The sequence below is a fragment of the Mesotoga sp. UBA5557 genome (genome assembly GCF_002425715.1).
Lineage (GTDB): Bacteria > Thermotogota > Thermotogae > Petrotogales > Kosmotogaceae > Mesotoga.
Genome location: NZ_DIMV01000044.1, coordinates 16,675 through 42,612, shown reverse-complemented (window position 1 = coordinate 42,612; position 25,938 = coordinate 16,675). Strand labels below are relative to the sequence as shown.

The following is a 25,938-nucleotide window of genomic DNA, read 5'->3' as shown; positions in this document are numbered from 1 at the left end:
TGCTAGACTTATACGTTAAGGTAATCTCATGTTTAAGGAGGAGGAGAGAAAAATGAGAAAAATCATGTTTCTTCTTGTATCAATACTAATCGCTGGGACCGTCCTGGCATCGAACCCTCTTAACCTTTATGGAAGGGATGCAGACGGAAGAAATGGAGTTGTTGCGGCCGCAAAACCCGAAGCCTCAGAAGTAGGCGTTAGAATTCTCGAGATGGGAGGGAATGCGGTAGACGCTGCGATAGCTGCGGCATTTGCGATAGGTGTTCTGGAACCTAATGCTTCTGGAATTGGCGGCGGAGGATTCATGATAATTAAGCTGGCCGATATGGACGAAGCAGTAGTTATTGATTTCAGAGAAACTGCACCGAACGCTACAAGCCCCACTTTTTTCAATCTTGACGAGAATAATCGCCCAGTAAACTATGAGAGCGTCATCGGAGGAAAGGCCGTCGGGGTTCCGGGTGAAGTCGCCGGCCTGTTGTACGCTCTTGAAAACTACGGAACGCTCTCTCGAGAAGAAGTAATTAAGCCAGCCATAGACTGGGCCGAGAAGGGAATCCCTGTAACAGTTAACCTTTTTTCAATTATTAGCGATAACTACGAGAAGATAATGATGATGGAAAATGGCGTAGACCTCTATTTGAAGTATGGAGGTATTCCTTATGAAGTGGGTGAGACTATTGTACTAAAGGACTTGGCCGATACGCTAAGATCTATCGTAGAGAACGGGAAAGATGCGATATATTCTGGGGAAATTGCCGAGAAGATTGTGGCCGAAGTTCAGAAACGCGGCGGAGTAATGACAATGGATGATCTTGCAAATTATGAAGTGAAGGTTCGAAAACCAGTTGTTGGCACGTATCGAGGTTACACTATTCTGTCAGTTCCACCTGCCAGCTCTGGAGGAACTCATGTGATTGAACTCCTAAATATTATGGAAAATTTCGATGTCGGATCGATGGGAGACAACACTGCCGAGACGATCCACATCTGGTCGGAGGCAATGAAACTGATTTTTGCAGATAGATCAAAATACATGGCAGATACTGACTTTGTAGATGTTCCTCTCGAGGGACTAACTTCGAAAGATTATGCTAGGATCCTTGCTGAGAAAATCGATAAGCGCATTCCACTTGATTCCGTCGAACCCGGTGACCCCTGGAAGTTCGAAAGCGGAAGCACTACTCATCTTTCTGTTATGGACAGAGAAGGAAACATGGTTGCTATTACAAAATCCATAAATTACTTCTTTGGTTCCGGCGTTGTTGTACCGACAACAGGAATTATTCTCAATAATCACATGGACGACTTCGTAAAAACCCCCGGCTCAGCAAACTCAGTCGAACCCGGGAAAAGGCCTCTCAGCAGCATGAGTCCTACACTCGTTCTTGATCCTGAAGGTGAACCATATATGGCTATCGGCGCGCCAGGAGGTACACGGATTATCACTACTGTGGCTCAAACGATAAGCAACATCATTGACCACGGAATGACTGTACAGCAAGCAATTCTCGCACCCAGAGTATTTAGGACACAGACTGGCCCGATGACCATAGAAGGAAGGATATCAATTAACGCTTACAATAGGCTAATCGAAATGGGACATGACATAACTGTAAGAAACGACTATGATCCCTACTTCGGTGGGGTTCATGCCGTCTTGTTCAACAGAGATATTGGAATACTATTTGGAGGAGCCGATCCCAGAAGAGACGGGCAGGCTGTCGCTTATTGAGATGATGTTTTGGAGTTCCCCGAAGCTCAATCGAAAGCAATGCAGAGTCTAATTTTAATAATGGTGTTGGTGAGTAGATCAAAACGAACCGCTTATTAAGAGTGTTTTGGACTTTGCTTTTGGAATTAAACCAGATTATAATCTTTTTATAACGTCATGGGTAGAGGGGGGTGAGTGGTGTGTGGAAAGAGTTCAAGAAGTTTATCAGTCGCGGCAGCGTCATTGATCTTGCTGTTGGTATCATAATCGGTGGTGCGTTTCAAGTAATTGTGAGATCTCTTGTAGACGACATACTGATGCCAATTCTCGGTCTATTCACAGGCGGCATTGATTTAAGCAACCTATTCATAAACATATCAGGGGAATCTTATGCAACACTCGCAGAGGCAAAAGCGGCCGGTGCAGCAACTATAAACATCGGTCTTTTCATCAACGCGATTATTAATTTCATTATTCTCGCTTTTGTGATCTTCTTGATTATAAGAGCAATCAACAAAATGCGGGACAGACTGAAGAAAGAAGAGGCTCCGGCTGCACCAACAACCAAGACCTGTCCTTTCTGTCACACATCGATTCCTATCGATGCAGTGAGGTGTCCTAACTGTACATCTGAACTTGGAAAGAAAACTTGAGATAATAACAAGCAAAAAGCGGCCTAGCGGCCGCTTTTTTTGTTTGCGTGTTTCCATTCGTGGTTGTTATCTAAATCGATTTGTCAAAGGAATACAATGCTTCAGAGATGATGGTACAATCTTTCTATCTAGATCCGGAGGTTCAGATGCTGCTTAGGAAATTTTTCGCGCTTTTGATTACGCTTTTTATTGTTCTTTGTTTTTCGCTAACGGGATGCATCAAACCCGAGGTTTATTACTCTCTTTCAGGTCAGGTCATTTTTTACTTTCCAGAAACTTCAGCAATCGATAATTTTCAAAGAACCGCGGCATATTCTCCCACGTTTTCCACTAAAGACATTGAGCAGGGTTTCCTGAGTAATCAATTCGTTGTCCTATTTGATAGAGGGTTTAATTCAGGAATAATCTCAGGCGTTTCTGGAGTAGAGATCCTTGATGAGTTCTATTCAAGAGACGGGTCTCTTGGCTATGCAGTTGTGAAAACAAACGATCCATCTTCGTTGTATGGCATTGAAGGAGTTAAATCAATCGAGCCGGAAAAGATTTTCACTCTTCAATCCGAGGAGAGTGTCCCCAACGATCCGTTGTATCCTTATCAGTGGAACTACCCGATGATTCAGATGCCTCAAGCCTGGACAATTGCAAGGGGATCGTCAACGGTTGTTGTAGCTGTTATTGACTCGGGCGCTAGGCTGGATCATCCGGATTTAGAAGGTGTCTTTCTTCCGGGATACGATCTAATAAACGGTGATGATGACCCTACAGATTATGATCCCGTTAGATCCCACGGAACCCATGTCATAGGTACGATTGCTGCGAAAACGAATAATTCTTTGGGTGTTTCTGGGATTACATGGGGAGAGTATTGCACAATCATTCCAATCAAAATTTTCGAAGCAGGAAAAACCACCGATGACATACTCGCTAGTAGCATCATTTTTGCGGTTGATCACGGAGCAAAGATTATAAACATGAGCCTTGCGGGGCCGGACTCTCCGGTTGTTGCAGCAGCCATCCAATACGCATCGGAAAATGAAGTCTTGATGATAGCTGCCTCAGGCAATTACTATTCCTCAAGGCCGTATTATCCGGCTTCCTACGAAGAAGTACTATCAGTAGGCGCAGTCGACAATACGATGCAAAGGGCAAGCTACTCGAACTACGGAGAACATCTTGACTTTGTCGCTCCGGGAGGTTCGTCATCCCCACAGATATTGAGCACGGGATACTCGTTTGGCGAGGGAAACACTTATTCCGCTATGTATGGCACTTCGATGGCGGCGCCACATGTAACGGGGCTTGCGGCTCTCTTGATGGCACAAGGTTACGCAGGCAGAGATTCTTCTGGCGAAGAGATTATCAGGAAGATCCTTCGGGGAACGGCCCTTGATCTGGGAGATCCGGGATGGGATCAGTACTATGGATACGGCCTTATTCAGGCATTCGATGCTCTAAATTTCGACGAAGAGCGGAGACCTCTCTTGGTCCAAATCCTCTCCACTTCGGGCCAGGTTCTGAAGGAAGCCGAAGTTGAGGCAGACGGTTCATTTTACGTAAGCGGACTCACGGAAAATTACATCAAAATAAGGGTCTGGAGAGATTTCAATGGAAACAAAGAGATCGACAAAGGCGACCTCCTGGGCTATTACGGTTTCTCTAGCTCCAGTGCAACTACAACCTGGCACCCGGAAATTGAGAACGCCGTGACTCTATCTTTTTTCAGCAGCGGGCATAATGAGCTCGAGACTCCGGTCCAGTTCTTTCCGGTCAACGAATCGTCCGGTTATTAGAATCTGAAAGGGCTCCTCTGAAGGAGCCCTCTCAGATTTATCAGACCTATGTAAGTTCTTTTGCAACCACCCTTACCGGTGTAGAATTTCCCAGGTTATCAGAGACCGGGCAACGGTCCTCCACAGCCTCGACCCATCTTTTGAGTGTCTCTTCATCTGCGTCGGTGTCAACCTTCATCTCTGCGGTTATTTCCTTGTAACCCGCTCTGTCTTCATACGATTTGCCAAACAATCTGGCCGGGTTCAGCGGGCCATAAACATCGATCTCCAGCTTGTCTATTTGAAAGCCCATCTCATTTGCTACAAGATGTCCGACTACATTCAAACAACCGGCCAATGCGGCCAAAACATACTCGACAGGATTGGCACCCTTATCGTCACCACCGAGATTTGGTGGCTCATCAACTATCATAGTAAAATTCCTTGCCTTTACGGCAACTCGCGTCGGACTTTCCGAAACTGCTCTCACTCTGAAATTCGCATCTGGCATACAAATACCTCCTAATTTGTTATATCTTTCACAAATATTCTAACAGCATGGAGATTCTTCTCAGTTAAGCCGATATAAATTATCAGTTAAATACCCGCAATAATGACGGACCAAGTCTGCAGAAACGCAATGAACAGAAGTCCTTTGTCATTTACCTACTGGTTCTGAGTTCATAAACTGAAGTATTTATATCGTACGATATGGTACGGATGGACAGATCGTTGTCTGAAGTGAGAACCGTGAAGAAAACCGAACCTGTAAGAAAAACCTCCTTCACAAGTCAAAAAACTCTGCTTGAAGACAGATCTTAGGCCAAGATCCTACTGCAAACGTGACATCGAGAAACGTTGAATTCACGGAAAACTCTTCATCTACCGGTGTTCGCTGCGATTCACTTCTTTCTTATCTTGTATCCGTCTCTTTCGTCCAGAACTTCATACCCCTTTTCGGAAATCAGTTTCCTCAGTTCATCTGCTTTCTTCCAGTCCTTGCCCCTTCGAGCCTGATCTCTCTGCTTTGCAAGCTCTTCTACTTCTTCGGGAATTACCTCAGTTTCGATTTCGGAAAGACCTAGTCCAAGAACTCTGTCAAATTCGTTGATCAATGAGAGCTTTTCGCCAGGACAAAGATCCTCGCTGTCTACTACCTTCCACAAAACAGCGAGTGCCCTGGGTGTATTCAGATCGTCGTTTATTGCTTCATGAAATTCATTCAGAAGCACTGAATTGAGTTTACTAACAGGTGCTTCTGATCCCTTCAGTTCTCCTATCTTAGTGGTAAGCCTCTTCATGGCGCTTTTCGCTCCATCGAGAGCCTCGAGTGTGAAAGCCAACTGCTTCTTATAGTGAGCTCCCAGAAGGTAGTATCGATACTCTGCAGGATCGTAACCCTTGTCGATCAGCGTCTGCAAAGTAATGAAGTTGCCCAAGGATTTGGACATCTTCTCCCCCTCGCCGATGACGAGGAATTCAGAATGGAGCCAGTAATTAACCCATTCATGACCGAAAGCGGCCTCGCTCTGGGCAATCTCGTTTGTGTGATGAATTGGAATATGGTCTATGCCGCCCGTATGGATGTCGAATCTTTCACCGAGGTACTTCGAAGACATCGCAGAACACTCGATATGCCATCCCGGAAAACCTCTGCCCCACGGAGAGTCCCACTGCATTGCATGGCTATCGTACTTGTATCGAGTGAACCACAGGACGAAATCAAAGGGGTTCCTTTTATAGGGATCGCTTTCCACTCTAGAACGCATCTTGTCCTCGTCAAGCTTAAGCCTTGCCAGCTTTCCATAGTCCGGCAGTTTCGAAGTGTCGAAATATACGTTTCCACCAGCGACATATGTGTATCCGTTAGATTCTATCTTGCTTATCATGTCAATCATGTCGTCTACGTGCCTGGTTGCCCTACATGTGACAGTTGGGAAGATGATGCGCAATCTCTTCAGATCGTCGAAGAAAGCCTTGGTATAGAAGTCCACTATCTCCCAGACGGTTTTCCCCTCGCGTCTTGCACCGGCTTCCATCTTGTCCTCGCCTTCATCCTCGTCTCCGGTCAAGTGGCCCACATCAGTAATATTCATGACATGATTGACCTTGTACCCGTTGAAAAGGAACATCCTTTTGAGGGTGTCGGCAAAGACGTACGCCCTTAGGTTACCAATGTGAGCGAAGTTATAAACAGTGAGTCCACAAGTATATATGCCCACCTCGCCTTCCCTTAGCGGCTTGAAGACTTCCTTTCTTCGTGACATCGTGTTCGTGAGTAGTATTTCCATTCTCTGCCTTCCCTCCTTCCCCAAAACCGGGCTATATGTTCAATATAAGATCGTTCCTGGTTTTCATCTCTTCAGTTTTCGGCCCATATGAGATATAGTCAATCTCGACACCCGTTTCTCTTTCGATAAAAGTCATGTACTTCAGGAAGTTAACGTGATCAGTAACGGGCCATCCACTAGCAGTTTCGTAAATTGGTTTTGCTCTGAAAAAATCATACGAAGTAGAAGGCAATTCCTTTATGACTCCATCGACATCATACGCCACACAGATTTTCACTTCATCCAGTCCGTTCAGTACGTCTCCTTTCGTAATAACGAGGCCCGTTAGACCAGACCTGATTTTTGCATACCTAAGAGCGGGAAGATCCAGCCAGCCTATCCTTCGCGCTCTACCAGTTGTTGCACCGAATTCCTTTCCTCTTTCGCGCAGAAGCCCACCTACCCCGGAGGACTCTTCTGTCGGAAAGGGGCCGGCTCCTACTCGAGTCGTGTAAGCTTTGAGAACCCCGTAGACACCGTCTAGTTCAAAAGTAGAAAAACCTACCGAGGATACCCCGTGAGCCATACACGCCCCCGATGTCACAAAGGGATATGTGCCAAAATCCAGGTCCAGAAGAACACCCTGAGCTCCTTCAAACAAGACGGAAGTACTCCTGAAGACTCTATACATATCTACCGCACTTGTGAAATTGACGCTGAGCCTTTCAAGCTCAGCTCTAAAACCTTGCAGATAGACCAACATTTCCTCTATAGAGACAGCGAAATCCCTGTTATACTTGCTCCGCTTCATGTGATATATCGCTTCGAGTCTTTCTCTCAAGAGTGCCTCGTCAAAGAGGACGAAGAGCTTCAGCCCCTCTCTCGATGCCTTGTCGGTATAAGCGGGTCCTATCCCTCTTCCCGTTGTGCCGATCGGTACCTTGCGCATCTTCTCAAGCAACAGGTCTTCCTCTTTGTGCCAGGGAAGAACGATGAAGGCTTCGGGATCAAGATAGAATCTACTGGAGATGCCTGGGAAATCTCTTTCCAGGATTTTCAGTTCCTCAATCAACTGCCCGACATCTATTACCATCCCTGCACCAAGAAAGCCCTTTGAATCAATCACGGGATTTATCGAGGGCAAAAGATGATTCACATACTTTTTATCCTCAACATAGATCGTATGACCGGCATTTGCGCCACCGGAAAACCTTACTATCCACTCAAAATCCCTGGAAAAGTAATTGACAACCTTTCCTTTTCCTTCATCGCCCCATTGGGCTCCAACAACGGCCAGTTTCTTCACTCGGTCAACCTCCATTAAGAACTCTCTCAAATACGCAATTAACGTTTCTCAAAAAATAATCAGGATTGAAAAGTCTTCCAATCTCTTCTGAATTCATGAGCCCTGTGATCACTTGATTAGTAAGAACCAACTGTTCGAAATCAAGATTGCCGTTCCAGCAATCCATTGACAACTCCTGTACCAACCTGTAAGCTTCCTCTCTCGACATACCTTTCTCAATCAAGGCCAACATGACCCTCTGGGAGAAAACAAGGTTTCTGGAGGCCTTGAAGTTTTCTCTCATTCTTTCGGGATAGATAACAAGATTGCTCACAAGATAAACAGACTTCTCAGCCATATAATACAGAAGCATTGTCGCATCCGGCAGGACTACTCTCTCTACACTGGAATGGGAGATGTCCCTTTCATGCCAAAGGGCGATATCTTCTAGTGAAGCACCTGCGTAACTTCTTATCAAACGCGCCATACCGGTGAGCCTTTCACATATAATGGGATTCTTTTTGTGAGGCATAGCGGAAGAGCCTCTCTGCCCCTTCTTAAATGGCTCTTGAACTTCCAGGACCTCTGTTCTCTGGAGATGCCTGAACTCCACAGCCATTCTCTCTATTGAAGAGGCCGTAATTGCCAGCGCCGAAAGAAACTCGGCGTGTATATCCCTCGGGATGATCTGGGAGGAAACAGCGGTCGGCCTCAGACCGAGCTCGCCAAGAGCAATACTCTCGATCTCCGGCAAAATATTAGCGTAGTTTCCAACGGCTCCACTCAGTTTCCCAACTGAGCAACCATCTATAGCTACGTTCAAGCGAAGGATTGCCCTCTCTATTTCAACAAAGAACGATAGAAACTTCAGCCCAAACGAAGTGGGTTCAGCATGTATGCCGTGAGTCCTACCCATACATACTACATCTTTATAGGCAACTGCTTTTTCTTTCAGTGCTCTCGAGAGCTGTTCCAGAGACCCGACAATAAGGCGCCCGGACTCTCTAACGGCAAGCGAAAGGGCAGTGTCCACAACATCGGATGATGTTAATCCAAGATGGAAATAACGGGCTTCATCCCCCATTCCCTGTGTCACGAACTTTATGAAAGCAATGACATCGTGATCTACTTGCTTTTCAATCTCGGAAATAGCTTCCAAATCAATTCTTGCAGCGGACTTCATCTTTTCAAGCGTTCCTTGAGGAATTCGCCCTGTCTTCTCATAGGCATTGACGACGGCCAGTTCCACTTCGAGCCATCTTTTGTACTGGGCTTCCAGTTCCCAAAGTTCTTTCAGGGGGGAAAGCGCATATCTCTCTATCATAGTCTACCTCCCATCCAACAGATAATAGTTTACATCAAACCATCTGCCATTGTTTTTCATATGTGTCATTCCAATGAAAAAGGTTATGGTCAAATCGGGGCAGATATGAAGAGAATTGGGAACCATCTTTGTCCAGCTTCTGCCGGGATTTGACAAGAGCAGACTGGTTATCATATCCGAAGAACCAACTCAGAATGAGATAGAAAAGTGGAGCTTCTAATGGGGGGCTGTCTCTAAGAGTCAATAAATCAGCCTAACGGCCCATTCAAATACGTCGCTTATTTCTTCACCTTTTGAGATCACAAAGTCAATTATCTGGTCTGCCGTTCTTGGCAATCTGAGAAGGTAATTCCCAACTCCATTCTGCTCGTATATTGCAACCACACCTCTTGCATCTCCTCCGATAGCCACTCTCGCAGATGAAAAGCCTCCTATCGCATAGTTTCTTGCAATAGCTGCTCCCCCCACTGCAAAATCAAAGGAAACCGCAAGGCCCCCGCCTCCAGATACAGCGCAATTGCCAATCCGCCAAATGCAGAGAAAAGACTGGCAGATGCTCCACCCAGAGAAAGCAGAAGAGAAAGCGCTACCCCTCCCAAGCTGAAAAGTCCGATTGAAACTCCACCAATGGCCAACACTCCGATTGCCACATTCACGACTGCAATGATGCCTTTTGCAACTCCAAACGGACGCGTATTTATGTGGATGAAAGGCAGGCCTAAAACAGTTGACTTTGAAATGAACTCATAACCGGCGTGGCCTCCGATACCGTAAGTCCGAGATAGCCTCGTGTGAACCTGGGTGTAAGTGGATTTCCTCTCTTCTATGAATTCTCTGGCATACGCAGAAGGGTCTCCCAGCACTTCAAAAGGGTTCTCTTTACCGCTGTCGAAGACCTTGTTTTGGATATCGTAGTTCATTTCTCTTCTAATTTTCTCTTTCGATTCTCTGTCGGCACTGATAGTGCTCAACGCGATTCGAATATACTGAGAGATTCTTTTCTCACTGATCATCTCTTCCCCCGGTTTCAGGCCCGACAAGATCGGGAGATTCCGGATCAGTCATACGCCTTCATTATCTCCCTATCCTCTTTCATCAGGTGTTCCGCTTTTTCATACATGTCTGATTTCTCCCAGAATGAAAGCTTCTCGTGGGCAGTGAGATATTTCATTGGTATGGGATGAGTCCCGATCACGACTGGAATCTCATAGTAACTCTCAATGAACTCCTTGAAATGACTTAGTCGTGGACAAGGTGGATAACCCACCACCGTTCCCGTTGCGAGATGAATTACTTCGGCTCCGTTCTTGATCATCTCTTGAGGCACGTATTCTACATTTCCCCCCGGACAGCCTCCGCAATAAGAATAACCGACAAGAACCAGTTCTTCTTCATCAGGATAAATGGAAAAACCACCCACATGTTCTCTCATTGCTCTGAGACACTTCCCTCCCCCACAACTCTGATAGCGACCACAAATGATTATTCCGATTTTCTTCACAGAGACACCCCTTTCTAACGTGAAATACTTATCATCATCATTATAGCAATTCATGATGCTTTAGCTTCTTCGGTAAATGCTACTACTATTGCCTATCTCGAGAAATAGCTGTATAATTCAACGGTTCATTTTTTGGAGGTCGATATGAAGGATTTCACTAAGCGAATGCTTTCCATTGCGATACCAATAACACTTCAAAACCTGATGTCTAGCGGCCTCAATCTCGTTGATAACCTCATGATTGGACAATTAGGCACAACCGCAATAGCTTCCGTGGGTCTGGTGAATCAGGTGGTTTTCATCCTCAATATTCTCACCTTTGGAGTTTCTAGCGGAGCCGGAATATTCGTTTCGCAGTACTGGGGAAAAAGAGACGAAAAGAACATCGAGAAGACGCTCGGGCACATTCTCTACATTACCATGGGAGCCGCCGTTGTATTCTTTGTGCTGTTGTTCTTTTTCCCCGAAAGAGTATTAATGATCTTCACTACCGATACTGAAGTAATAAGAACCGGCGCGACATATGCAAGGCCAGTAGCCTTTTCAACGTTCCTGACATCATTTTCTTTTATTATCGCGATGGCTTTGAGAACAGTGGAAAAAGCCAGAATCCCTATGTATGTAAGTCTTGTCGCTCTGTCGATTAACACAGTGGTGAACTACGTGCTGATTTTTGGTTTTGGGCCAATCCAACCTCTAGGTGTTTATGGAGCATCACTCGCAACTCTCCTGTCAAGATTTGTGGAGTTCGTGATTTTTGTCAATATTGTCTTGCGAAGGAAAACCCCCGTAAGGCTTTCAAAATTCGCCTTCAAGTTCGAAGCACCGTTTTTCAAAAGGCTTATGAAATATGCTACTCCGGTGATAGTAAATGAGTTTCTGTGGAGCCTGGGTATTACAATGTACTCGCTTGTCATGGCAAGAATGGGTACTGAGTTTATAGCTGCCAGGAATATCTCTAGCACCATCGAAAACTTCGGGTTCGTCATTTTTGGTGGATTAGCTTCAGCGACAGTTGTCATGGTTGGAGCAGAACTGGGAAGGAATAACTTCACTCAGGCAAAGTATAACGCAAAGAAGTTGCTTCAGCTTACTGTGATGACCGCAGTGGCAACCGGCCTTATCATCATTCTGCTTTCGAGGATCATCGTGAATTTCTACAATATTGATCAGGGACTTAAGAATATTGTCCTAACCATAATTATCATTGTGGGCATCTCCCAGCCAATCAAAATGTTTAATGCAGTGAACATCGTCGGGGTTCTCCGAAGCGGAGGAGACACCAGAGCAGCTATGATCATCGAGATTGCATCGCTTTGGGGAGTGGGAATTCCTCTTGTGGCCGTCACCGGACTGGTACTGAAATGGCCGCTCACTCTCGTCTACGTCGCGATGATGATTGAAGAGCTCTTCAAGGCAATTCTGGGAGTCAGAAGGACCTTGACCTGGAAGTGGCTGAAAAACGTTGTTGATTAGGAGCAACCCGGATCAAAAAAGGCCGAGTAACAGTCTCTTCGGCCCTAGATAAACTTGTCATGCAAGCTGCTTCTTACTCAGGTCTGCAGAAACCTAAGGAAGAGCTGAGCGTAAATTCTTGCCACGAGAAGAACATCTTCAATCGATATCCTTTCATTTGGCTGATGGGCCAGTTCAACGTTTCCGGGCAACAAAGCTCCGAAAGCCACGGCATTTGGTACTGCCCGGGCGTACGTACCTCCACCAATAGCTATCGGTTCTTCATCGTGTCCCGTCACTTCCTTATATACTTCCCTGCACATCTTTACCAATTCCGAATCGGGAGATACATAAAGCGGCTTCTGGTGATGGTAGGTTTCGACCCGGAATCCATTGAAAGCCTCTTCAATCTGCGATCTTATCATTGCTTCATTGAAGAAAACGGGGTATCTGATGTTAATTACCAGCTTCAGGACTCCGGCTTGAAGCCTGAGAGTTCCCATATTGAGAGTCAATTCTCCAGACATCGAATCCCTTCCGGAAATTCCTAACGATTCGCCATAGAATTCGTAACCAATCTTGTTTCTTATTGTACTCAAGAGCCTCTTCATCTCGGAATCCTCCAGGGGAAGCTCCGCGAGAAGATCTACCAGAGCTGCCAATGCGCTCTGCCCTTTATTTGGGGTTGATCCGTGAGCGGAGATTCCCGTTATCGAAATCTCAACTCTTCTATCCGACTTATTTATCTCTAGTTTAGTATTATTCTTCGGTGAGAAGGAGCGAATTTTCTCTAGAATCTCGTCGTCTGCACCCCTGAGAACGACCTTTGCTGACGAAGCAACCATGTTTGGTGCTTCTCCGGCAGTCAAGTTCTCGATTACCAGCCCTTTCTCTCTACTGATGGCAGGTGCTGAAATCCCGTAATTCACTATTCCTTTCTCCGCAAAAATCACAGGAAAATCGGCATCGGGTGTCACAGAAAAATCTGGGATCTCTTCGTGCTTGACATAGTACTTCATACACTCCCAGCCAGTTTCTTCGTTTGTTCCGAAAATAAGCCTAATTCTCTTGGAGGGCTTCTTAACATAGTTCTTTATTGCCTTGAGAGCATAAAGTGCTGCAATCATAGGGCCTTTGTCATCCTGAGTTCCTCTTCCCCAGATCTCTCCGTCCTTCACCAGGCCGCTGTAAGGTGGAACTTCCCAACCTTCTCCTTCTGGAACTACATCAAGGTGACCAAGAACACCGAAAGTCTCGCCCAATCCATAATCTACTATGCCCACATACCCATCGGCGTTCCTTGCCTCAAAGCCTAGCTTCTGCGCCAACTTGATAGTTTGATCAAGCGAATCCCTTACCCCTTTGCCAAAGGGACCGCCATCCACCGGAGTATCCTGAACCGACTTGATTTTAATTGAATCGGATATTGATCTTACCAGTTCCTCCTTCAGGGAAATCACAATTTCGTCAAGTTTTCTATCCACTTTTCTCCTCCTTACACTATTATCTCTTTTATTTCCTGTGACTCTCCTCTTTTGCATAATAGAGTTCCCTCACTACTTGCCACCAAAATATAGCCATCAATACCGGATATTGCCAGCTTCTTCTGTGTGTGATTGATCAGCAAACAGTTTTTCACCTCTCTTGTTGAGAATTCTCCTTCAATTGCGTTCCCGTTCTTGTCTTTAATTAGCAAATCATAAACCGCATCCCAGGACCCTATGTCATTCCAGTAGAAATTCCCCTGCACAGTAACAACTCTAGAAGACCTTTCCATTAGACCGTAGTCAATCGAAATCTTCGGAAGTCTCTCATAGATCTCTTCGATTTCTTCGGGCCTGTCTTTGATCTCGCAGATTACAGAAAATAGATCGGGGAAGTTCTCTGAAAGCTCTGAATCAAAAACGCTCTTCCTCCAAACAAACATCCCCGAATTCCAAAGAAACCTGCCTGACCGAAAATACTGCTGAGCAGTCTCGTAGTCAGGCTTTTCGTGGAACTTCTTCACCGCATAGACCTCATCGTTTTCATCAACCACATTTCCCCTCTCTATGTATCCATAGCCTGTGTAGGGATGTGTGGGAGTTATTCCTATAGTAACAAGCGATTCGTGAGACTCAGCAAATCTGATCGCCGTCCTTAACGTCTTAAGAAAATTTTCTTTATCTCTTATTACGTGATCTGCGGGAACAATAACCATAATGTCTTCGGGAGAAAACCTACTGCTCCCGAGAGCGATGGCGGGAGCAGTGTTTCTTCTCATCGGCTCGAAAATCACATTTTCACTCGGGAAGAGAGGCAGATAGTACTGCATAAGAGGATATTGCTCTCTTGTAGTAATTATGATTGTCTCGTCGGTAAGCTCTTCCATTCTTTCGATAGTCTCTTCAATCATCGTTTTGTTTGACCCAAACTTGTGAAATTGCTTGGGTCTTTTTTTTACGCTAACAGGCCAAAGCCTTTCCCCTATTCCCCCAGCCATTATTAGAGTCTTGACCATGCACATCTCTCCTTCCCGATAGATCCGATATCTATAGCATACCAGAAAGGTAGAGCTTTACCCGGCAAAGGCGGAGAGGTAATTTTTCGGAAAAATCGTGTATAACAGAATAGAAAGAGAGACATAGAAACTATTGTTCGACCCTGTACGTTTCTAATTAGCGCCGGCGAGCTTTGATAAAGTTACAGTTTGAAGGCAAAATAAATGAAGGGGGTGTTGTTTTGGAAAAGACGATGGTTAGAGTGAGAATGAGTCTTCATGATGCTCATTACGGGGGAAACCTTGTTGATGGAGCAAGAATCCTTCAGATGTTCGGAGACGTGGCTACTGAGCTCTTGATTACAAGCGATGGCGATGAAGGGCTTTTCAAAGCCTATGATAACGTTGAGTTTCTCGCTCCCGTCTACGCAGGGGATTACATTGAAGCAACAGGGGAAATTGTCTCTAGAGGCAACACATCTAGAAAGATGACATTTCAAGCCTTCAAAGTTGCTCAGGCAAGACCTGATATCAATAATTCCGCGGCTGAGAGCCTTTCTGAACCTGTCCTAGTATGCAGAGCTAGTGGTACATGCGTAGTACCCAAGAACAAGCAGAGGAAAAACGATGGATAAGTTGATAATCACTGCAGCTCTTACCGGTGCAGAAGTCACGAAAAAACAACAACCGGCGCTACCGGTTTCTCCTGAAGAAATCTCGGAGGCAGCATACGAGTGTTTTCTCTCAGGAGCGAGCATTGTCCACGTTCATGCAAGAGACTCGTCGGGAAAGCCCACACAGGATCGTGAAATCTATAGAGAAATTATGGAAAGAATCAGAAGCAAGTGCGATCTGATATTCCAGCCATCCACCGGTGGAGCAGTATGGCATAAAGTGGAAGAGAGATCTCAACCTCTTGAGATCAATCCGGAGATGGCGACCCTCTCTGCCGGAACGTGCAACTTTGGAGATGATGTCTTCTTCAATTCAGAGAAAACAATGGAGTATTTCGCTCTGGAGATGAAAGAGAAAGGAATAAAGCCTGAGATAGAGGTATTTGAAAGAGGCATGATAGAAAATGCTCTACGTTTGCAAAAAAAAGGACTGTTAGGAAGCCCAATACACTTTGACTTTGTTCTTGGTGTTCCGGGTGCCTGCCCAGGGAATATCGAAGACCTGATTCACATGGTTAACAATATACCGACTGACAGTACCTGGACCGCAGCAGGAATTGGTAGGCATGAGCTCCCTTTGGCAACAGTTGCCATCCTGATGGGAGGACATGTTAGAGTGGGATTTGAAGACAACATCTACTATAGAAGGGGAGAGCTTGCGGTTTCTAACGCTCAGCTGGTGGATAGAGTAGTGAGAATCGCAAAAGAGTTGGGCAGAGACATAGCAGCTCCTAACGAAGCAAGAGAAATACTTGGAATTAGGAGGAAAGATAAATGAAGGGATGTCCATTTGGGAGCCATAGAGTTATTGAGCCGCTCGGATTCCTCCCTCAAGCAGCGAGAAAAATTGACAACTCAGAGGATCTTTATGACAACGAAATCTCCGTTGATGTGGAAACCCTTAACGTTGACTCCGCTAGTTTCACCCAGATGAGAGAAGCTTGCAAAGACGATGAATTGGGAATCGCTGCCATGATAATTGATATAGTCAACAATAGGGGGAAGCTTCAGAATCCAGTTACAGGCTCAGGAGGAATGCTAATTGGTCGAGTCTCGCGGATAGGAGAAGCCCTTAAAGACCGTAAATTAGAAGTTGGCGACAGAATTGCCTCACTTGTTTCGCTATCCTTGACGCCGCTGAAAATCGAGAGGATTCTGAAGGTGCATCTCGAAAAAGATCAGGTGGATGTCGAAGGGAAGGCTATACTGTTTGAGAGTGGGATATACGCAAAACTGCCATCAGATATTCCCGCTAAGATGGCCCTTGCAGTTCTGGACGTTGCGGGAGCTCCGGCGCAAGTCGACAAGCTTGTGCAGCGTGGTATGAGTGTAGCAATACTTGGGGGTGGCGGAAAATCCGGAGTGTTATGTTGCTACCAAGCGATGAAGAAATGCGGTGACTCAGGAAAAGTGATTGTAGTAGAATATTCTGAAGAAAATGCGAAGAGGATCCAAGAGCTTAACCTTGCCCATGAGGTAGTTATTGCAGATGCAACAAAGCCTCTTGAAGTCTACAATAAGATTCACGAACTGACAGCAGGTAAGCTCTGTGATGTGGTAGTAAACAATGTGAATGTTCCCAACACTGAGATGAGCTCGATACTCGTTACCAAAAACGAAGGCATAGTTTATTTCTTCAGCATGGCCACCTCCTTTACCAGAGCAGCCCTAGGAGCAGAAGGTGTCGGGAAGGATATTACCATGATCATCGGGAACGGGTATACCAAAGGCCACGATGAGCTTGCGTTGGACATTTTGAGAGAATCAGACAGTATTAGAAGGCTTTTTCAGAAGCTATACATTTGAGGTGGAGCAATGCGAGATTACAGGGAAATTCCAATGTGGAAAGAGGTTACTACTGCTCAATGGAGTGACTGGCGCTGGCAGGTAGCCAACAGAATCAAGACTGTTGAAGCTCTCAGGCAGATAATCGAAATCACCGAAGAAGAAGCCCTCGGAATTGCCGAGTGCCTTAGAACACTTCGAATGTCAATTACACCGTACTATGCAACTCTCATGGACCCAATCAATCAAAGATGCCCGATAAGAAGGCAGGCAGTTCCCACGGACAAGGAACTGAGAATCGACAGATGGGATATGATTGACCCACTTCATGAAGATGAAGACTCTCCGGTTTCGGGACTCACTCACAGATACCCCGACAGGGTCCTCTTTCTAATTACAGACCAGTGCTCGATGTACTGTAGGCATTGTACACGACGAAGATTTGCCGGTCAACTCGATAAGCCAAGAACGAGAAAGGAAATTGACGATGCACTTGAATACATTAGGCAAACCCCAGAGGTAAGAGATGTGCTGCTCTCCGGAGGAGATGCATTGCTTGTAGGAGACGAATATCTCGAGTACATTCTTAGCGAGCTGAGAAAGATCCGCCACGTGGAGATAATCAGAATTGGCACCAGGACACCTGTCGTTCTTCCCCAACGAGTGACTCCCGAACTTGTAGAAATGCTGAGAAAATACCACCCGATTTGGATTAACACTCATTTCAACCATCCACTGGAGATCACTCCCGATTCTACGAGAGCATGCGAAATGCTCGCTGATGCAGGAATACCGTTGGGAAATCAATCCGTTCTCCTTCGAGGAGTGAATGATTCCCCCTACATAATGATGGAGCTCGTACACCAGCTTGTCAAAATACGAGTTAGACCCTATTACATATATCAGTGCGATCTCTCTCAAGGAATTGGCCATTTCAGAACTTCCATAAGGAAAGGAATAGGAATCATGGAGTCTTTGATTGGAAATACTTCGGGACTATGCGTCCCAACGTTCGTGGTCGATGCCCCCGGCGGAGGCGGTAAGATTAGAGTGATGCCCCAGTACAACATCTCCGAGTCAGATAGAGTAGTCGTTCTAAGAAATTATGAAGGGGTAATAACCACGTATCATGAGCCGGAGGATACTTCCAGCGACGTTGATGACAGTCTCTATAAAGAGAAATACGAGTTTACGGGTGTCTCCGACCTTCTTTATGGAAATTCCATGAGTTTCGAACCCACGACCCTTCAGAGAAGAGAAAGAATTAAGAAGTGGAAAGAAAAGAAGGTGAAGAAATGAGATTTCGAGATTTCTATGAAGGCAAAAGTTTCTCTACAAAGAGAGTGATCACAACAGCTATGGTAGATTCATTTGCCGAGTTGACTGGCGACAAGAATCCTGTTCATACTGACGAAGAATTCGCGAAAAACACACGTTTTGGAAGGAGGATAGCTCACGGGATGCTTTCTGTAGGAATCATCTCGGCCATCCTTGGAAATGACTTTCCTGGACCGGGTTCTATCTACATGAAACAAGAAGTCAAGTTCTTGAAGCCAATCTTTTTGGAAGAGGAAGTGAAGATCACTATCGAAATCCTCGAAAAGAACGAAGAGAAAAAGAGACTACTGGTTCGTACAACTGTCGAGAAGAGCAATGGAGAGAAGGCAGTTGACGGCGAAGCATTGCTGCTCTTCACTGGAGAATGAGACCTCCCATCAGCGTCATTGAATTAACCGATGGAATTGAAACAGTATCCGTGATCGGCCTGGAAAAGAACACCGGTAAGACGGTCGTACTTAATCGGCTGTTGAGAGAGTTTAGAAAAGAGGGAGTCTCTGTTGGACTGACATCAACGGGACTTGAAGGTGAGAAGATAGACCAGATTTACCTGAATAAAAAGCCCGAGATCAATGTCAGTAAAGGCACTTATTTCGCAACATCCGAGAAGGACTTCCACAACCGACGGTTTTCCGCCACTGTGTTAGACCTGAGGGATTACAGATCCCCTCTCGGCAGAACGGTCTTCGCAAGAGCAGAGACTGCTGGGAAAGTAATAATTTCGGGGCCATCTATTTTGGACTATCTGTGCGAAACTGTAAAGACGTTGAAATCCTATGGCTGTGATAAGGTTCTTATAGATGGTTCTACATCGAGACTTAGCCCCGGAGCTCCACGAATATCGGACGGAATAATCCTTGCAACCGGTGCCGCTCTGTCGATGAACTTAGAAGAATTAGTAAGAAAGACACGTTTTGCGGTGAAGCTGATCTCTCTTCCCGGTGCAGAAAGAGAGCTCCGAAATCGCCTACTCCCCCTCGAGATCGGTGTATGGATAGATGATAATGGGGTCTTTGAAAGACTATCCTCCTCATCCTTGACAGCATCGTACTCAAGCACAGATACTGTGGGGAAAACAATCTACATAAACGGATCACTGACATCTTCCGTTTTGCTTCGTCTTGCAGAACCCGGAACGAGAGTAGTAATTAGAGATTTTTCATGTATTTTCGTTGACGAACAAACTCTCGTGAAGTACGAAAGATCCGGAGGAAGACTTGAAGTTGTTTATCCAGCCAATCTCATCGCGGTAACGGTGAACCCTTATTCGCCAACAGGTTTCAGTGTCAAGTCAAGAGAGCTTGTAGAAGCCCTGGAGAAGTTTATCAGTGTTCCCGTAATCGATGTTCTGGAGGAGACGGCAAATTGAAATACCTTGACTGCGGATTTGAATACATAATCTCTCTCATTGAGCCAATAACACCTATTGGAAGAGAGGCGCTGCGTAATCTCACCTTTCTTACCAACAGAAAGTCAATAGAAGAAATTCACAGAAGGCAAGAGGAGATTCTCAAGAAGGAAGAGATCGTACCTTCACTTAAGCGAATTTTATCAAGGATCCGGGATGTTAGGGGTACAATCTCAAACCTCTCCGGTGGAAATTTGCTTGAGGATATAGAGCTCTTTGAAATCAAGAGCTTCACTTACTGGTGCGAAAAGCTAAGGGAAGAACTAGGAACTTGCGGCTCATGGATGCAACTTCCATGCCTTTCGCCCGTGTTTTCAATTCTAGACCCTGATAATTCCCAAACAGAGAGCTTCTATATCTCCAATAACTTCGACGATGCACTCGGTGAGGTTAGGAAGGAGCTTCACAGGTTACAGCGTATAGGTGGAGAACATACCAAGAGTCTTGATGAACTTGTTCAGAAGAACTTCGAGATTGAGAGGAGGGTGAGAGCCGATCTTTCGGATAGACTAAGAGAGTATCGTGACGTCCTCGAGGAAGCGATTAACAAGACCGGAAACATAGACCTAGTAATCGCTCTCACCGATCTGAATAAGAAGCTAGGCTTGAGGAAACCAGAAATCTCTTCTGGAGAGTATGAGTTCGAAGATCTCTTCAATCCAGAGATATCCGAGAGCCTCAGAAAAAAGGGGAAGGAGTTCCAGCCATTTTCAGCAAACTTTGGACGAAAGGTTGTCATCGTTGGCGGTAACATGACCGGGAAATCCGTTCTTCTCAGGAGTGTCGCTCTTCTTCAAACAATGTTTCAGTACGGTCTCTTTGTTCCTGCAAATAAAGCTTTTATTCCCGTGTACGAGTCGGTGGTTTATTTCAGCGGGGACAAACAGTCTTTCACCGATGGGCTGTCGTCGTTTGCGGGAGAAATTCAACACCTGAAAGAAGCAATAGAGATAGTTCAAGCGGAAATCGCGGGCCTGTTCCTGTTCGACGAGATCGGTCGGAGCACTAATCCTGTTGAAGGTCCCGCTTTCTTGATAGCCTCTGCCGATTATCTCGGTCGCAACCCCAAGTGCCGCTCCATTTTCACATCTCATTACGAGGAGGCACTCCAAATCAACTCCGCCCAGTTATTTATGATTAAAGGTGTTGATCACCACAGAATTGAAACCGAAAGAGACAGGGAGATTTCTTACTACGTTGACCACTCACTTATAGAAATGAGGGACAAAGTAATCTTTCCGAAGGAGGCTATTGCAATCGCCCGTATTATGGGACTTGACAAGGAATTCATAGAGCTGATAAAAGGCAGTATTGTGGGAGGCTGTGAATGAAAGGAAAACTGAACTTAGACTGGAATAAAGTAGAAGAAGCGCGGAATTACTCTCGAAAGATAGCTGACGCAGTGCACAATTTCGTCAACGAACATACTACAGTAAGTGTAGAGAGAGCAATATGTAGGCTTCTCGGGATAGATGGAGTCGATGAGTACGATGTTCCAATGTCAAACGTAGTTGTCGATCACCTCAAATCCGCGAACCTATTAAGCGAAGGCGCAGCATACGCAATAGGCAATGCCATACTCGTAACCGGTCTCTCTCCACAGAGAATTGCCGAGGAGATCTCACATGGCAGACTTGACCTAAGAAGTCTCGGTTACGGACCTGAAGTCGAAGTCTTTGGAGCTATCGACGGTTTAGTGGAAGAGACAGTTGAGAAGATTCGCTTGAATCGAGTTAAGCGCGACTCTCTTATACAGGAGCTGGGCGAAGGCAAGAAACCTTATCTCTACGTGATAGTAGCAACTGGAAACATTTATGAGGATGTGGTTCAAGCAAGGGCGGCAGCAAGGCAAGGCGCCGACATAGTAGCAGTAATCAGATCGACGGGGCAGAGCCTTCTGGATTATGTCCCCTTTGGACCGACAACGGAAGGCTTCGGTGGAACATACGCCACTCAAGAGAATTTCAGAATAATGCGGTCTGCGCTTGATGAAGTTGGAGAAGAAGTAGGAAGATATATCAGGCTCTGTAATTATTGCTCCGGACTTTGCATGCCGGAAATTGCGGCAATGGGAGCTATTGAAAGACTTGATGTAATGCTAAACGATGCACTCTATGGGATCCTCTTCAGAGATATAAACATGAAGAGGACCATAATCGACCAATACTTTTCAAGGGTCATTAATGGATTCGCCGGAGTAATAATCAATACCGGTGAAGATAACTACCTCACTACGGCCGATGCTTATGAAGAAGCACACACGGTACTGGCTTCCCAGTTCATAAACGAAAGGCTGGCATTAATGGCAGGTATTCCCGAGGAACAGATGGGTCTTGGGCACGCTTTCGAAATGGATCCCTCAATAGAAAACGGCTTCCTGTACGAACTTGCTCAAGCGCAGATGAGCCGGGAGATATTTCCGAAGGCGCCACTGAAATACATGCCTCCTACAAAGTTCATGACAGGAAACATCTTCATGGGTTACGCTCAGGATACTCTTTTCAATGTGATTTCCATCATGACTAATCAGGGTATTCAACTTTTAGGAATGCTTACTGAAGCGATTCACACTCCCTTCATGAGCGATAGGTACCTTGCAATTGAAAACGCACGGTACATATTCAATAACCTGCGAAATCTCAGTGATGAGATAGTATTCAAAGAAGACGGCATAATCCAGGAAAGAGCTTCCAGAGTGTTAGATGAAGCCGTGGATCTACTGAAGGAAATTCAATCAGTAGGTTTGTTTGAGACACTAGAGAAGGGAACTTTTGCAAACATAAGGCGATCACTCCACGGCGGGAAGGGACTGGAGGGAGTCGTAAAAAAGGGAAACAGCTACAGGAATCCATTTATCGAGAAGATGCTTGGAGGGAGTTGTGATGGATAAAAACTCATACAAAAAGAATGATCTTCCGGCTGCAGTAGATCTCACCAGGATCACTCCCTACGGAGACACGATGAACGACGGCAAAGTTCAGCTGAGTTTCACCCTTCCTGTCCCATTTGGTCCCGAGGCCGATGAGGCTGCTAGATTATTGATGCGAAAGATGGGCCTAAAAAATCCTCAGATCTCGTTTTCAAGAGAGATGACGACCGGATTCACTTTTTTTGTAGCATACGGAGAATCCTCCCATTCAGTTGACTACACTTCTATTAGAGTTCCCAAGATAGCAATGGAGAAACTGTCTATGGAGGAGATCGACAGGTTCATTGAAGAGCGGATAGGGAGAAAGGTAGTTGTGGTTGGAGCTAGCACGGGATCGGACGCTCACACTGTTGGCATTGACGCAATAATGAATATGAAAGGCTTTGCAGGTCACTATGGGTTGGAACGATACAGGAACATTGATGCTCACAATCTAGGTAGCCAGGTCCAAAACGAGGAGTTGGTAGCAAGGGCAATTGAACTAAAAGCCGATGCTATTCTGGTATCTCAAACTGTAACTGCCAAGAACGTTCATCTGAAGAATATGACTGCCCTTGTGGAGCTTCTTGAAGCGGAAAACATTAGAAAGAAGATCGTCTTGGTGGCAGGTGGAGCAAGAATAACTCATGAACTGGCAAAGGAATTAGGATACGATGCGGGATTCGGGCCAGGCACTTTTGCTGAAGATGTAGCAAGTTTCATTGTCCACAAACTCGAGTCTGTGGTCTGATAACTTGTGATAGAATCTACCATCGTAGCTTAAGCGGAGGTAAAGTGTTTTGAATACGCTCGTAGTAGTTAATCCAAATGCCAGTCATGGTCAAGCAGGCCGTGAGTTTGAAAGCTACATCTCCGAACTGATTCGCGAAAAACTTGGTGATTATGACCTACACATAACGACGGGTATAGGCGATGCTCTGCAGTTTGTGGCTCTTAACAGCGGCTACGAGAGAATAATAAGTGTTGGCGGAGATGGGACTCTGAATGAGGTCATAAACGGAATGAAAGCTGGCAATTCGGGAGCTTCTATCGGCATAGTCGCCGTTGGCTCAGGAAATGATCTCGCGAGAGCCATAAACCTTAAACAAGACTACAGAGAAATGGTGAAAATAGCATCTGGAAAGAGAATTCGCGAGATCGACCTGCTAAGGGTAAACTTCAAAGATTTCAACGGCACTAATTCAACTAGATATGCCGTAAACGTTGTTGGAGCAGGTTTCGATGCGGCAATCACTAACAGAATGAACAAATCGAGATTCAAGACCAGTGGAAAGATGGCATACTTGCTTTCCTTTCTGATCGAATTCATCACTTCGAGAACTTATCCGCTAAGTTTCACCATTGACGGAGAAAAGTTCTCGGACAGATTCTTTTTTCTTACTATGGCAAACGGAAACTACTTTGGAGGAGGAATGAGAATCGCCCCCAAAGCACTTGTGGATGATGGGCTCATGGACATAGTTGGTGTCTCAAAGATGTCAAAGCTCCGTCTTCTTTACCACTTCCCGAAGATCTATCGCGGTGAACATCTAGTCGTAGATACAGTAAGCTACAGAAACGCCAGATCTATTTCTGTCATAAGCGACAGAGATGTAATTATTCAGATGGATGGGGAGGTTGTCGGAACCCTGCCCATGGAAATCTCCATTTGCGACAAAGCTCTAAAACTGGCTTCAGCGTAGGACTCTCAGATTCATTATTGCACTGTCAAAAGTAAGATATGAGCTGAAGTCAAATGTTGAACCCTCAAACACATACTCTTTGTCTCCGGTATATGACAGATCTGTTCTAATATTCCGTATGGCAGCATTAGCTTTCAGAATAGACCTAATACCGTCTGGGATAAAAACCTCTGAGTTGATAATGGCAGCATTGACTTTAGTATTTGAGGGGCCCACTTCAGGTATAATCAATTTTGTCTTAATAACAGCCCCGTTCAACTTCAGTTCGTCAACTTTCAGCTCAGCCAGATTGAACCTGCCATTCATTACCGCGCTGTCAAACTTGAGCACATAGTTATAATCTGGGTTCAGCTTAATCACAACGGTACTTGTTCCAAGCCAAGAGACGTTTGAATCAGGTCTTATCACAAACCTTTGAGATAGCTGCGTACTATCCTCTTCAATCCTGAGATCGGTGCCTCGAACTGAATATTCGACTACCGCAAACGTTGAAGACGCTACATCTTCCATCAATGATTCAACAGTAATGTTAGCCATCGCAAGGTTGAGTAGAATCTCAATGCTTCTGGAAGACTCAGAAGCTTCAAGTGTCACAGAATTCCTAACGGCTTTCTCGCCCGAGAGAAATGGCGAGGGCCAAAAGAATATGAACAGCACAAAAGCGACAATAAGCAGGACATTAACGTATCTGATCCAGCGAAGGGCCTTTACGCTCGAAAGAATGCTTAACCCGACCAGGACAAGAATTACCGGCCAGTAATTTGCGAGATTGACCAGGGCATTGAGAAGTGTGTCTCCAGTGAACAATCCAAAGATCAGCAAGACACCAACCAAGACGAAAATCAATCCCATCGCAATTCTCATATAATCAGCTCCTGCTTACGGACTTATAGATTACGAACCCTCCACCTGCTATCAATACTATTCCAATAACAAACTTCCAGAATATCCCGCTGAAAATGTTCCAGGGAGTGAATGACCCCAACAAGAGTGCTATGCCAAAAACAATGAGAAGCCCAGCAATAATCAGCTTGCTTTTGTCATCCGAAAGCACCTCTTTCTCTCCCTCTTCTATCGGCTTACCCTCCTCATCCATTATCACAACATTGTTCTCTTTGTTGATTGGAGCCCTCGGCACTATGAACATGCCGATGATATAAATCAACAAACCGGCTCCACCTGCAAAAACAAGTGCAACAAAGACCAATCTTACGATCACCGGATCGATTCCTAAATACTCCCCTATTCCTGCAGCCAGACCGTCTATCACTTTGTCCTTTCTAGACTTGTAAAGCCTCTTCTCTAAGCTCACATAACCACCTCCCACGATGACTTCTGTGCAATAATACTACAAAAAACTCATACATCATAATACAATCTGATCAATTTCCACAAACACTAAGCCGAATGCGATTTCGAACAGTTTTCGTGTGAATAGTTTTTCGCTTCTGCAAAGCCAAACATTCAGATTATCCAATCATGGCGCCAGCTCCCACTGGTCAGAAACAAGCAGGCTCCGCGTTGAATACTTGCGATTTTCTAAGCAAAACTATTTTAATCACCCTCCTTCAAAGATAACTGCTTTCATTCAAACATGACTGGGTTTTGAATACAAGTTCATGGATGATACACTGTAGTTAAACGATTAACTAAACGTTTAACTAGAAATCGA

Annotated in this window: 25 protein-coding genes; 14 read left to right on the top strand and 11 right to left on the bottom strand. The window is 45.3% G+C overall.

The annotated features are described in order from the left end of the window. The first annotated feature begins 52 nt into the window (after positions 1-52). The 3 genes from ggt (at position 53) to B3157_RS05660 (ending at position 4,157) form a co-directional block, all read left to right on the top strand. Positions 53-1,735: a gamma-glutamyltransferase gene (gene ggt / locus B3157_RS05670; protein ID WP_292589491.1), complete on the top strand. Its 1,683-nt coding sequence runs from the start codon at positions 53-55 to the stop codon at positions 1,733-1,735. A gap of 179 nt (positions 1,736-1,914) precedes the next feature. Beyond that, a complete protein-coding gene (gene mscL / locus B3157_RS05665) occupies positions 1,915-2,367 on the top strand; it encodes a large conductance mechanosensitive channel protein MscL (RefSeq protein WP_099829951.1) in 453 nt (150 codons plus the stop codon). 146 nt (positions 2,368-2,513) lie between these two features. Continuing rightward, on the top strand, positions 2,514-4,157 hold the full coding sequence (locus B3157_RS05660) for a S8 family peptidase (protein WP_292589488.1): 1,644 nt from the start codon (positions 2,514-2,516) through the stop codon (positions 4,155-4,157). 46 nt (positions 4,158-4,203) lie between these two features. Here the strand turns inward: B3157_RS05660 and B3157_RS05655 are convergent, their stop codons facing one another. The 7 genes from B3157_RS05655 to B3157_RS05625 form a co-directional block, all read right to left on the bottom strand. Beyond that, positions 4,204-4,647 carry an OsmC family protein gene (locus B3157_RS05655; protein WP_214078547.1) on the bottom strand — a complete coding sequence of 148 codons (444 nt, stop codon included), beginning with the start codon at positions 4,645-4,647 and terminating at the stop codon, positions 4,204-4,206. Between the two features lie 391 nt (positions 4,648-5,038). Next, on the bottom strand, positions 5,039-6,427 hold the full coding sequence (gene cysS / locus B3157_RS05650) for a cysteine--tRNA ligase (RefSeq protein ID WP_292589485.1): 1,389 nt from the start codon (positions 6,425-6,427) through the stop codon (positions 5,039-5,041). Between the two features lie 31 nt (positions 6,428-6,458). Beyond that, positions 6,459-7,712: an adenylosuccinate synthase gene (locus B3157_RS05645; protein WP_292589483.1), complete on the bottom strand. Its 1,254-nt coding sequence runs from the start codon at positions 7,710-7,712 to the stop codon at positions 6,459-6,461. Positions 7,713-7,716: 4 nt separating this feature from the next. Beyond that, a complete protein-coding gene (purB, locus tag B3157_RS05640; protein ID WP_292589481.1) occupies positions 7,717-9,015 on the bottom strand; it encodes an adenylosuccinate lyase in 1,299 nt (432 codons plus the stop codon). 240 nt (positions 9,016-9,255) lie between these two features. Then, a complete protein-coding gene (locus tag B3157_RS05635) occupies positions 9,256-9,399 on the bottom strand; it encodes a hypothetical protein (RefSeq protein WP_292589479.1) in 144 nt (47 codons plus the stop codon). 47 nt (positions 9,400-9,446) lie between these two features. Beyond that, positions 9,447-10,028, bottom strand: coding sequence for a hypothetical protein (locus tag B3157_RS05630; protein WP_292589477.1), 582 nt, complete (start codon positions 10,026-10,028; stop codon positions 9,447-9,449). A gap of 44 nt (positions 10,029-10,072) precedes the next feature. After that, complete coding sequence (locus B3157_RS05625) at positions 10,073-10,516, bottom strand: CGGC domain-containing protein (protein WP_214059733.1); 444 nt, start codon at positions 10,514-10,516, stop codon at positions 10,073-10,075. Between the two features lie 144 nt (positions 10,517-10,660). Between B3157_RS05625 and B3157_RS05620 the strand changes: the two genes are divergently transcribed. Beyond that, the gene (locus tag B3157_RS05620) at positions 10,661-11,992 is read left to right on the top strand and encodes an MATE family efflux transporter (protein ID WP_214059734.1); all 1,332 of its coding nucleotides are present in this window, start codon (positions 10,661-10,663) and stop codon (positions 11,990-11,992) included. Positions 11,993-12,069: 77 nt separating this feature from the next. Here B3157_RS05620 and pepV read toward each other — a convergent pair whose 3' ends face one another. Both pepV and B3157_RS05610 read right to left on the bottom strand, forming a co-directional pair. After that, the gene (gene pepV / locus B3157_RS05615) at positions 12,070-13,455 is read right to left on the bottom strand and encodes a dipeptidase PepV (protein ID WP_292589474.1); all 1,386 of its coding nucleotides are present in this window, start codon (positions 13,453-13,455) and stop codon (positions 12,070-12,072) included. A gap of 11 nt (positions 13,456-13,466) precedes the next feature. Next, a complete protein-coding gene (locus tag B3157_RS05610) occupies positions 13,467-14,471 on the bottom strand; it encodes a mannose-1-phosphate guanylyltransferase (protein WP_292589472.1) in 1,005 nt (334 codons plus the stop codon). Between the two features lie 233 nt (positions 14,472-14,704). Between B3157_RS05610 and B3157_RS05605 the strand changes: the two genes are divergently transcribed. Genes B3157_RS05605 through B3157_RS05560 form a run of 10 tightly spaced genes read left to right on the top strand, consistent with a single transcriptional unit; the run spans position 14,705 to position 24,266 of the window. After that, positions 14,705-15,085 (top strand): hotdog domain-containing protein, encoded by a 381-nt coding sequence (locus tag B3157_RS05605; protein WP_214059743.1) that lies wholly within the window; start codon positions 14,705-14,707, stop codon positions 15,083-15,085. Then, complete coding sequence (locus tag B3157_RS05600) at positions 15,078-15,902, top strand: 3-keto-5-aminohexanoate cleavage protein (protein ID WP_292589468.1); 825 nt, start codon at positions 15,078-15,080, stop codon at positions 15,900-15,902. Before B3157_RS05605 ends, B3157_RS05600 begins: the two co-directional genes overlap by 8 nt. Beyond that, complete coding sequence (locus B3157_RS05595; RefSeq protein ID WP_214059738.1) at positions 15,899-16,930, top strand: L-erythro-3,5-diaminohexanoate dehydrogenase; 1,032 nt, start codon at positions 15,899-15,901, stop codon at positions 16,928-16,930. Before B3157_RS05600 ends, B3157_RS05595 begins: the two co-directional genes overlap by 4 nt. Positions 16,931-16,939: 9 nt before the next feature. After that, positions 16,940-18,208: a lysine 2,3-aminomutase gene (ablA, locus tag B3157_RS05590; RefSeq protein WP_214059739.1), complete on the top strand. Its 1,269-nt coding sequence runs from the start codon at positions 16,940-16,942 to the stop codon at positions 18,206-18,208. Next, complete coding sequence (locus B3157_RS05585; protein ID WP_214059740.1) at positions 18,205-18,615, top strand: MaoC family dehydratase; 411 nt, start codon at positions 18,205-18,207, stop codon at positions 18,613-18,615. The genes ablA and B3157_RS05585 overlap by 4 nt, the downstream gene beginning before the upstream one ends. Next, entirely contained in the window at positions 18,612-19,616 is a 1,005-nt protein-coding gene (locus B3157_RS05580) for a hypothetical protein (RefSeq protein WP_214059741.1), read from the top strand. Before B3157_RS05585 ends, B3157_RS05580 begins: the two co-directional genes overlap by 4 nt. Continuing rightward, positions 19,613-20,986, top strand: a complete 1,374-nt coding sequence (locus tag B3157_RS05575) for a MutS-related protein (protein WP_292589465.1) — start codon at positions 19,613-19,615, stop codon at positions 20,984-20,986. Before B3157_RS05580 ends, B3157_RS05575 begins: the two co-directional genes overlap by 4 nt. Further along, positions 20,983-22,545 carry a lysine 5,6-aminomutase subunit alpha gene (locus tag B3157_RS05570; protein WP_214078533.1) on the top strand — a complete coding sequence of 521 codons (1,563 nt, stop codon included), beginning with the start codon at positions 20,983-20,985 and terminating at the stop codon, positions 22,543-22,545. Before B3157_RS05575 ends, B3157_RS05570 begins: the two co-directional genes overlap by 4 nt. After that, entirely contained in the window at positions 22,538-23,314 is a 777-nt protein-coding gene (locus tag B3157_RS05565) for an OAM dimerization domain-containing protein (protein WP_214060352.1), read from the top strand. Before B3157_RS05570 ends, B3157_RS05565 begins: the two co-directional genes overlap by 8 nt. Before the next feature lie 49 nt (positions 23,315-23,363). Beyond that, entirely contained in the window at positions 23,364-24,266 is a 903-nt protein-coding gene (locus B3157_RS05560; RefSeq protein WP_214060353.1) for a diacylglycerol/lipid kinase family protein, read from the top strand. Here the strand turns inward: B3157_RS05560 and B3157_RS05555 are convergent. Next, positions 24,258-25,130: a hypothetical protein gene (locus B3157_RS05555; protein ID WP_292589461.1), complete on the bottom strand. Its 873-nt coding sequence runs from the start codon at positions 25,128-25,130 to the stop codon at positions 24,258-24,260. The two genes, B3157_RS05560 and B3157_RS05555, sit on opposite strands and share 9 nt — an antisense overlap. 4 nt (positions 25,131-25,134) lie before the next feature. After that, on the bottom strand, positions 25,135-25,578 hold the full coding sequence (locus tag B3157_RS05550) for a PspC domain-containing protein (protein ID WP_214060355.1): 444 nt from the start codon (positions 25,576-25,578) through the stop codon (positions 25,135-25,137). Positions 25,579-25,938: the final 360 nt, after the last annotated feature.